The sequence below is a fragment of the Sulfitobacter aestuarii genome (genome assembly GCF_042685005.1).
Classification (GTDB): Bacteria; Pseudomonadota; Alphaproteobacteria; order Rhodobacterales; family Rhodobacteraceae; genus Sulfitobacter; species Sulfitobacter aestuarii.
Genome location: NZ_JBHUMP010000026.1, coordinates 20,176 through 28,812 on the forward strand (window position 1 = coordinate 20,176; position 8,637 = coordinate 28,812).

Consider the following 8,637-nt stretch of genomic DNA (forward strand, 5'->3'; position numbering starts at 1 on the left):
TCGCGGGCGAACCGGTTGGAAAGGCGCGCCATTGCGCGCAAGGGGGGCCGCTGCGCCCTGCTCAGAGCGCCGGGCGCAGCGGGTAGCCGAAAGTACGGAAGTCGACCGCGTAGAGCGCCTCGATCCGTGTCAGGGTCTCGTCGGTGATGAAGTTCTCATAGCCGAAATCATGCGCCGCAACATCGCGGGCGGGGACATCGACGAGCGGGCCCTGGTGACGCTTCTCGGCCAGTGTGGTGCGGTTCATCCGGCGCGGCCGGTAACGCATGTCGAGCCGTGTGGCGAGCGAGCCGAGCTCGGCCTCCAGCGCCTCGACATGCACCACGTCGTCATAGCGCAGCCCCTGTTTGAGCAGGAAGGCCGGCACCTGGGTCTCCCAATGGCCGTTGACCGGCAATTCGGTCTTCGGGCGCGCCGCGTGCAGGGATGCGACATTGTCGAGAAACTCGAGGAAGCTCATGGTATTGGCCTGATCGTGCGGCGCGGTGATGCCGCGGCGCGCGCAATGGAGATCGTGCAGTTCCTGCGCGAAAGGTTCGAGATCCTTGCGCTGGCGCAGGATCTTGCCGCGGTAGAGGCAGAATTTGTTGAGATAGGCGCTGATGCTGCGGGTCACCGGATGGCGCGCGAGGATCACCGAGCGATAGCCCTGGCGGCGGATCGCGGGCAGGCATTGCTTGTAGGACTGGCTGTTGAGGTGGAAATAGCGCTTGTTCTCGGGAGGCACGTCGACATTTTCGGCCAGGAAGTGGAACAGGCTCGTGCAGGCAGCCTTCTGGGACCAGAAAAACACCGTCTTTTCCGGTATGTGAATGTAACCGCGCCAGCCCATCGGGGTCTCCGAAATGTTTTTTTCCGCCTAGCAGATCGCGCCTGGAGCGGCAATGGCGCGCCGCCTTCAGTTGTTGACGATCTCGCGGTGATGGCGGCGCAGCAGCAGCAGGCCGAGGGCAAAGGTCACCAGCGCAATCGAGAAGACGTAGAGCGGCGAGACATAGGCGGCCTCGTAGGTGGCATAGACCCCGTGCCGTACCTGGCCGACCAAATGCACCAGCGGGTTCCACCAAAGCCAGTCGCGATAGGGTTGCGGAATCGTGTCGAAGACGAAGAAAATGCAGGAGATGATGAACAGCGGCCGGTTGAGTATCGCCCAGGCGCGCTCCCAGACCGGGTAGGTGGAGAGCAGGTAGCAGTTCAGCGTGCCGATCCCCAGCGCCAGCGAAAAGGCCATGAAGAAGCCGAGTGCCAGGGCGGGAAGGTCGAGGATCACCCGCAGGTCGAAAAACAGGATGATGCCGCTCAGCACCAGCGCAGCGATCATCACCTGGGTCATCGCCGCCATCAGGAAGCGCGCCAGGATTGCATCCATATAGGTGACGCCGGGATAGAACAGCAGCGCCTTGGAAAACCGGAGCGCCACTGCGATCTTCTGGGAGACATCCATATAGGCCATGAAGGGCAGCATGCCCGAGGCGAAGAACAGCGGGAAGTTGGTGCCGAGCGAGGGCGCGCGGAACGCATAGGAGAAGATGAAGGTCATCAGCGCGATGCCGCCCACCGGCTCGAGGATCGCCCAGAGATAGCCCAGGGCCGAGCGGCCATAGGTGGTCGACATCTCACGAAGCAGCAGCGCCGTCACCGTGCGCAGCATGCCGGTGCGCCGCGGCGGCGTCGGGAGATGCCGGGACAGGGCGGCCGGGGCGGTACTGGGCTGGGCAGATTGTGTCATTCTGGGCTCTGGCGTAGCACCGGCGGGTTTGTTAGGAAACCCCAATCTGGGTGGCCTGCGCCCCATAGGAAAGAGACATGCCTTGAAGGATGCATCCGACACTCCGGCCTCGGCGGAAACCTCCGGTGACAAATTGAAAACGGCACCGGACACCCCGCTGCGCGGCCCCGCCCCGGCGGCGCGGATGCGGCGGCGTCACCTGCTGCTGATCCTGTCCTTCGTGCTCTGGGTACTCGCCCCGGTGAGTTTCAGCGCCTGGTATCTCTATGGCGTGGCCAAGGATCAATATGCCAGCCATGTCGGCTTCTCGGTGCGCAAGGAAGAGGTGGGCTCGGCGATCGAGCTGCTTGGTGGGATCACCGAACTGTCGGGATCGAGCTCCTCGGACACCGATATTCTCTATGAATTCATCCAGAGCCAGCAGATCGTGCGGCTGGTCGATGAAAAGCTCGACCTCACCCGGATCTACCACCGCCCCGAAGACCCGATCTTCAGCCTCGGCGAGGACACGAGGATCGAGGCGCTGGCCGATTACTGGAACCGGATGATCAAGGTCTTCTATGACAGCGCCAGCGGGCTGATCGAGGTGCGGGTGCTGGCCTTTGATGCGCAGGATGCCCAGGACATCGCGCTGACGCTGTTCGACGAGAGCAGCCGGATGATCAACGAGCTCTCGGCAATCGCCCGGGCCGATGCGATGAGCTATGCGGTGGAGGAGCTCGACCGCGCGGTGGAACGCCTCAAGGAGACCCGCCAGGCCAAGATCGCCTTCCAGAACCGCACCCAGATCGTCGATCCCTCGGCCGATATCCAGGGCCAGATGGGGCTGCTCAACACGCTGCAATCCCAGCTTGCCGCCACCGGGATCGAGCTGCGGCTGCTGCTCGACAACAGCACGCCGGAGGGCGACCCGCGGGTGCAGCAGGCGCGCCGCCGCATCGCCGCCATCGAGGGGCTGATCGAGCAGGAGCGCGACAAGTTCGGCGGCGCCGGATCGGTGGTGGACAGCAAGGACGCCTATTCGGAGCTGCTCGGCGAATTCGAGGCGCTGCAGGTCGATCTGGAATTCGCCCAGAAGAGCTATCTCTCGGCCCAGGCGGCGCGTGATGTGGCCTTTGCCGAGGCGCAGCGCAAGTCGCGCTACCTGGCCATGCATGTAGCCCCGACCCTGGCCGAGACGCCGCAATATCCGCGCCGCCTGGTGCTCTTGGGGATGCTGGCGGCGCTGGCCTTCATCTCCTGGGCGATCATGGTGATGATCTATTATTCGCTGCGCGACCGGCGCTGAGCGGAGGCCGGGGCGGGCAATGATCGAGCTGCGCAATGTCTGCAAGACCTTCGTGCTGAAAGGCCGTCGTCAGGTGGTGGCCGACAATATCAACGCGGTCTTTCCCGACCGCCGCGCGGTGGCGATCCTGGGACGCAACGGGGCGGGCAAGACCAGCCTGCTGAAGATGCTCGCGGGCACCATGCATCCGGATTCCGGCGAGGTGCTCTCGACCGGGCATATTTCCTGGCCGGTGGGTTTCGCGGGCAGTTTCCATCCCGAGCTCTCGGGCCTGCAGAACACCCGTTTCATCGCCCGGGTCTATGGCGTGGATACCGATGAGCTGGCCGATTTCGTCGCCGATTTCGCCGAGCTCGGACAGCATTTCCATTTGCCGATCCGCAGCTATTCCTCGGGGATGAAATCCCGCCTCGCCTTCGGGGTCTCGATGGGGATCAAGTTCGACACCTATCTGGTCGACGAGGTGACGGCGGTGGGCGATGCCACTTTCAAGAAGAAGAGCGAGGCGCTCTTTGCCCAGCGGATGGCCGACAGTTCGGCGGTGATGGTGACCCATACGATGGGTCAGGTGCGGCGGCTGTGCAATTACGTCGGGGTGCTGCACGAGGGGCGGCTGCATTTCTACGAGGATGTCGAAGAGGGCATCGCCTTTCACGAAGAGCTGATGGCCCGCGGCAGGGAGGCGGCGGGCCGCCCCCGCTAGGGCCGCCCGGGAGACCCCGGAGGCGGGCTAGCCACGATGCGCCGGATGGCGGTTGTCAAAGCCGAATTCCGCCAGCAGCGTGGCGTTCTGGGGTGCGAAACGCGTCTCGATCCATTCGGTGCGTTCGGCGGTCTTTCCGGGGTCGGACTCCGCGACCTGGTGAAAGGCATCGCGGAACATCTGCTTGATCTCCTCGGCTTCCACCCCGGGGTCGCGCATCGCCGCGGCGATGCTGTCGCAATCCTGCATCCGCAGCGAGCGGTTGACCCGGTTGGGATCGACCTGCCAGTCGAGACTGTCGACCAGCTCGGCGCCGAGCAGGGCGGTGATCACCTGGCGGATGTTGCGGTGGCTCTCCAGGATCAGCGGGGTCTGCGGGAAGCGGCCCTGCCATTGGCGCAGATAGGCGGCCGGTTTCATCGTGTCGATGCGGCGCTGCGCGAAACCTTCGAAATCGCGCCCGCCATAGGGGCGGCGCTCGGCGAGGAACGTGTCGAAGAACTGCTTCATAAATTGCGAATAATCGCCATAGATGAATTCGCTGAACGGGCGCAGGAAGGCGATGAGCTGCACCTCGATCCCCTGTTCGCGCGCCAGCCCGGCCAGGGCGTCGCCGCGTTTGGACAGCGAGTAGAGGTCTTCATGGCTGAGGATCAGCGTCTCGATACCGCCATCGAAATGCGCCGCCAGCCGCGCGGCGTCCAGTTCGGCGAGATCCCCGGCATTGCCGGGATGGCCACTGCCGTCATGGGGATAGCGGATGCGCGCGCGCTCGAGCCGGTCGCGGTTCTGCAGCATCACCTGCTGCAGATAGGTGGAGCCGCATTTCGGGGAGCCGACATGCAGCAGGATGCGTCGCGTCATCTGTCGTCCTTGTCTCTGGAAAACACCTCGCCAAGGCGCGCGGCGAGCCGGTCGAGCATCGCCTCCTGGGAAAGCCCGAGGCGGGTGAGGTCGAGTTCGCGCTCGTGTTGCGCCACCGGCGCCGCCGCCCAGGCGGCGCGCAGTGCCTCGGTCAGCGCCGCGGCGGTGGGCGGCACCGAGGCGATCGCCGGGCTGAGCTCGGAGAGGTTCTTGGGGCCGAAACCATTGGTCACCACCCGCACCCCGGAGGCGGCCATCTCGATCGGCGGATGGCTCGGATGCGGTGAATACATCAGCGACAGGCCGAGATCGACGCTGCGCAGATATTCCGGGTAATCCTCCCAGGGCAGCTTGCCGAGACTGACCAGCTGAAGCCCGCCGGGCAGGTCCACCGGCGCATGGGAGAGCCCGATCGAGACCAGTTCGATATCGGCCGAGCCGAGCCCTTCGGCGGCGACAAAACCGGCCAATGCCTCGATGGCGCTGGGATACATGTTGCGCGCCACTTCCGGGCGTCCGTAGAGCGCAAGGCGGCGCGGCCCGCCCTCGCGCTCCGGGCGCGGCGGCGCAGCATAGCGGGCGATGTCGATGGACGGATGGAAGGCTAGCGCTTTGGCATCGGCGAAGGCAAAGCCCTGGGCGGCGAAATAGGTGCGCAGCAGGTCGGTGTTGAAGATCGGCTCGAAGTCGAAACCGTAGCTTTCCATGGCATCGGCGAATTCCGATCCCCAGGGATAGAAATTCGGCTCGTAATCCTGGATCAGGTAGAAGAAGCGGCTTTGCTTGAGATCGTGCTCGGCGATCAGGCGCTGCGCGATATGGGCGCTCCACCAGGCGGTGGCGAGAAACAGGTCGCCGCGATGGGCCGGGAGCGTCGGGTTCTGCACCCCGCAATGCAGCGAGACCCGGCCCGCCGCCCCGCTGGCGGCAGCCTCGGGCGACAGGCGGCGCATCAGGAAGCTGCGCGAGGCGGCCGGAGAGGACATCGGCAGGTCGGTGGCGATGAAGCGCACCCGGAAGCCGCGCGCCGCCAGCCCCAGCCCGATGTCAAAGGCGGTGACGATGCCGGCGAAGATCTCGGTCGGGTTCAGGGTCGGCACCAGCACCACCAGCGCGGGGTCCGGGGCGCTGAAATCGCTCTGCCAGCGCGGCGCCTTGCGGCTGTCGACGAGATCGTCATGGGGTTGCGGCTTCTCGCGCTTGGCCGCGCTCAGGCGGGGACGCGGCGGTGCCATGCCCGGCGAGAGCGAATAGAGCCGCGCGTCGAAGGCTTCTTCGGTCTCCTGCCAGCCGCTGCCGAAGGTCTGGCGCAGGGTCCAGATCGTCCGGCCCATGGAGACCACGCCGAAACCGGCGGCGATGCGCGCCAGCCCGGGCTGGCCGCTGAGCAGCAGCCGGGCCATGTCGAACCCGTGCAGCCCGGCCCCGCCCCGGCGCAGATAGGGCCAGAGGCCGGCGAGACGCAGCCGCGCGGGCGGCAGATCCCCATCGGCCACCGCATCGCTGAGCCGACTGTGCAGCGCATGGGCGAGATAGCGCGCTAGCCCGTAGCTCGCCGCCTCATGGCGCAGCCACATGGCATCGGGGCGGCGCCGGTGCAGCCCTCTGAGCCAGCCCGCCTGCCGGTCCACCGCGCCCATGACATTGCCGCCATGCTGTCGGTAATCGACCAGCGGCCGGTCGATCAGCCGCACGCCGCCGGTGGCCGCGGCGATCAGCCCGAGCCACAGGTCATGATAGAAATGCACGCCGCTCTGGGCCGGGAAGGGCAGGGCGAGGCGCACCACTTCGGCGCGCATCAGCAGGGTCATGCCGGTGATGTTGTTGCGATAGAGCAGCCCGCGCAGCCCGGGGCGGCGCCAGCGCCGCTCAAAGGCGAACATCGAGGGCTGCAGGAGGGTCTGGCCATCCTCCGCCACCAGCCGGGCATCGCTATGCACCATCTGGGCGCCGCTGTCGCGCAGGGCCGCGAGCCCCTGTTCGAGCCGGTCGCCGTGCCAGATATCGTCCTGATCGCAGAGCGCGATGGCCGGTTCCGCGCCATCGCCGCCGCCGCCGATCTCCTCGATCTGCGCCAGCGCCTCGATCAGCCCGGTCTCGAAGGCGCGCACCGCGTCGAGTTCCTGATCGCAGGGCACGAGGCGCAGGTCGAGCCCCAGCGCCGTTGCCTGTTCACGCACCAGCGCGCCCGAGACGGTATCGGCGATCACCGCGATCAGCCGCAGTCGGCAGCCCTGCTGCTCCGCGAGGCTTTGCAGCTGCGCCTGCAGATGCGCCGCTTCCGGGCGATAGACGGCCATCACCACCAAGACGTCGGGCGCGGCCAGGGGCCGCGCCGCAGACGGGTTCAGGCCGGGGTCACGCACCGGATCGGCATTCATCGGCTTGCCCGCATTCAGGCCGAGCCCGATCCGGAGAGACCCGCCCGTCCGATGCTCTCATAGGCTTCGAACCCGGCCTCGCTGGCCACCGTGCCGTTGTAGATATTGCGCAGGTCGGCGAGCCGCGGGTGGGTCATCGAGCTGGCGATGCGCTTGAGATCGAGGGCGCGGAACTCGTTCCACTCGGTCAGGATCACCAGCAGATCGGCATCCTCGGCGGCCCGGTAGGGGCTGTCAAGCCATAGCACGCCCGGCAGCAGCGCCTCGCCTTCGCGCTGGCCCTGCGGATCGTTGACCCGGACCTGCGCGCCGCCGCCCACCAGTGCCGGAATGATGGTCAGCGCCGGAGCATCGCGCATGTCATCGGTATTGGGCTTGAAGGTCACCCCGAGCACGGCGACTTTCTTGCCGTTGAAGCTGCCGTCACAGAGCATGTGCAGCTTCTCGACCATGCGGCGCTTGACCTCGTCGTTGATCTTGATGACCGCCTCGGTGATCTGCATCGGGCAGGCGTTTTCCTGGCCGATCCGCGCCAGCGCCCGGGTATCCTTGGGAAAGCAGGAGCCGCCATAGCCCGGCCCGGCATGCAGGAAATGCTTGCCGATGCGCTGGTCCATGCCCATCCCCTTGGAGACCTGCTTGATATCGGCGCCGAGCTTTTCGCAGAGTGCTGCGATCTCGTTGATGAAGGTGATCTTGGTGGCCAGGAAGGCATTGGCCGCGTATTTGATCATCTCGGCGCTTTCCAGATCGGTGACGATGATCGGAAAATCGCGCAGATACAGCGGCCGGTAGATCTCCGACATGATCTCGGCGGCGCGCGGGCTCTGCACGCCGACCACCACCCGGTCAGGCTTCATGAAATCCTCGATCGCCGCGCCTTCGCGCAGGAACTCGGGGTTCGAGGCGACGTCGAAATCGAGATCCGGGTTGGCCGCGGCCACCACCGCCTGCACCTGGCGGTTGGTGCCGATCGGCACGGTGGATTTGGTGACGATGACCAGCGGCCCGGTCGCCACCTGCGCGACCTGCTCGGCGGCGGCCATCACATAGGTCAGATCGGCATGGCCGTCACCGCGCCGGGTCGGGGTGCCGACCGCGATGAACACCGCCTCGGTGCCCTGCACGGCTTCAGCCAGATCGCCGGTGAAGGAGAGCCGCCCGGCGGCGACGTTCTGGTTCATCAGCGCCTCGAGCCCGGGCTCATAGATCGGCACCCGCCCGGCCTGCAGCTCGTCGATCTTGGCCGGGTTGTTGTCGACGCAAACCACCTCATGCCCGAAATCCGAGAAACAAACCCCCGAGACCAGGCCGACATAGCCTGTTCCGATCATCGCTATCTTCATCTGAATATGCCTTTGCCGTGAAACCGTGTCACAAGTATTGAATGGAATGTCGGGGGGTCTTTGAGCCCGTTATTACCATTCGCTGATAGAGGTTTTACGTTGACAATTCAACTGATCCTCGGGCGGCGTTTCGGTGGGAGGAGTCCGCGGCAATCAATACCGCAGGTTTCCCCCGCCGCCCCTGTCCGCCCGGAGCTCAGGAATTCGGAATGTTGCGCAGGTAATTCCCGTAATCGTTCTTGGCGAATTTCCGCGCCCGCGCCTCCAGATCCGCGGCGCTGATCCAGCCCTGATGATAGGCGATCTCCTCGAGACAGCCCGCCTGC

General features: G+C 65.7%; 7 protein-coding genes. 2 read left to right on the plus strand and 5 right to left on the minus strand.

Features of this window, described 5'->3' with window-relative positions; translation table 11 throughout:
- Positions 1-61 precede the first annotated feature (61 nt).
- Together ACFSUD_RS17995 and ACFSUD_RS18000 are read right to left on the minus strand one after the other, a co-directional pair.
- Entirely contained in the window at positions 62-793 is a 732-nt protein-coding gene (locus ACFSUD_RS17995) for a sulfotransferase family 2 domain-containing protein (protein WP_386375894.1), read from the minus strand.
- Positions 794-898: 105 nt separating this feature from the next.
- Positions 899-1,729 carry an ABC transporter permease gene (locus tag ACFSUD_RS18000; protein ID WP_386375895.1) on the minus strand — a complete coding sequence of 277 codons (831 nt, stop codon included), beginning with the start codon at positions 1,727-1,729 and terminating at the stop codon, positions 899-901.
- 82 nt (positions 1,730-1,811) lie between these two features.
- Here ACFSUD_RS18000 and ACFSUD_RS18005 point away from each other — a divergent pair, with 82 nt between their 5' ends.
- Together ACFSUD_RS18005 and ACFSUD_RS18010 are read left to right on the plus strand one after the other, a co-directional pair.
- Positions 1,812-3,017: a sugar transporter gene (locus ACFSUD_RS18005; RefSeq protein ID WP_386375896.1), complete on the plus strand. Its 1,206-nt coding sequence runs from the start codon at positions 1,812-1,814 to the stop codon at positions 3,015-3,017.
- Between the two features lie 19 nt (positions 3,018-3,036).
- Complete coding sequence (locus tag ACFSUD_RS18010) at positions 3,037-3,720, plus strand: ABC transporter ATP-binding protein (protein WP_386375897.1); 684 nt, start codon at positions 3,037-3,039, stop codon at positions 3,718-3,720.
- Positions 3,721-3,747: 27 nt separating this feature from the next.
- Here the strand turns inward: ACFSUD_RS18010 and ACFSUD_RS18015 are convergent, their stop codons facing one another.
- From ACFSUD_RS18015 to ACFSUD_RS18025, 3 genes are read right to left on the minus strand one after another with little or no spacing between them, the layout of a single operon-like run.
- Positions 3,748-4,584, minus strand: coding sequence for a hypothetical protein (locus ACFSUD_RS18015; RefSeq protein WP_386375898.1), 837 nt, complete (start codon positions 4,582-4,584; stop codon positions 3,748-3,750).
- Positions 4,581-6,965, minus strand: coding sequence for a rhamnosyltransferase WsaF family glycosyltransferase (locus ACFSUD_RS18020; RefSeq protein ID WP_386375899.1), 2,385 nt, complete (start codon positions 6,963-6,965; stop codon positions 4,581-4,583). Before ACFSUD_RS18020 ends, ACFSUD_RS18015 begins: the two co-directional genes overlap by 4 nt.
- 14 nt (positions 6,966-6,979) lie before the next feature.
- The gene (locus ACFSUD_RS18025) at positions 6,980-8,311 is read right to left on the minus strand and encodes a UDP-glucose dehydrogenase family protein (RefSeq protein WP_386375900.1); all 1,332 of its coding nucleotides are present in this window, start codon (positions 8,309-8,311) and stop codon (positions 6,980-6,982) included.
- Positions 8,312-8,637 lie beyond the last annotated feature (326 nt).

Coding starts and splice junctions, on each gene's coding strand:
- ACFSUD_RS18010 (WP_386375897.1), top strand. CDS start 3,037: ATGATCGAGCTGCGCAATGTCTGCAAGACCTTCGTGCTGAAAGGCCGT.
- ACFSUD_RS18000 (WP_386375895.1), bottom strand. CDS start 1,729: ATGACACAATCTGCCCAGCCCAGTACCGCCCCGGCCGCCCTGTCCCGG.
- ACFSUD_RS18025 (WP_386375900.1), bottom strand. CDS start 8,311: ATGAAGATAGCGATGATCGGAACAGGCTATGTCGGCCTGGTCTCGGGG.
- ACFSUD_RS18020 (WP_386375899.1), bottom strand. CDS start 6,965: ATGAATGCCGATCCGGTGCGTGACCCCGGCCTGAACCCGTCTGCGGCG.
- ACFSUD_RS18015 (WP_386375898.1), bottom strand. CDS start 4,584: ATGACGCGACGCATCCTGCTGCATGTCGGCTCCCCGAAATGCGGCTCC.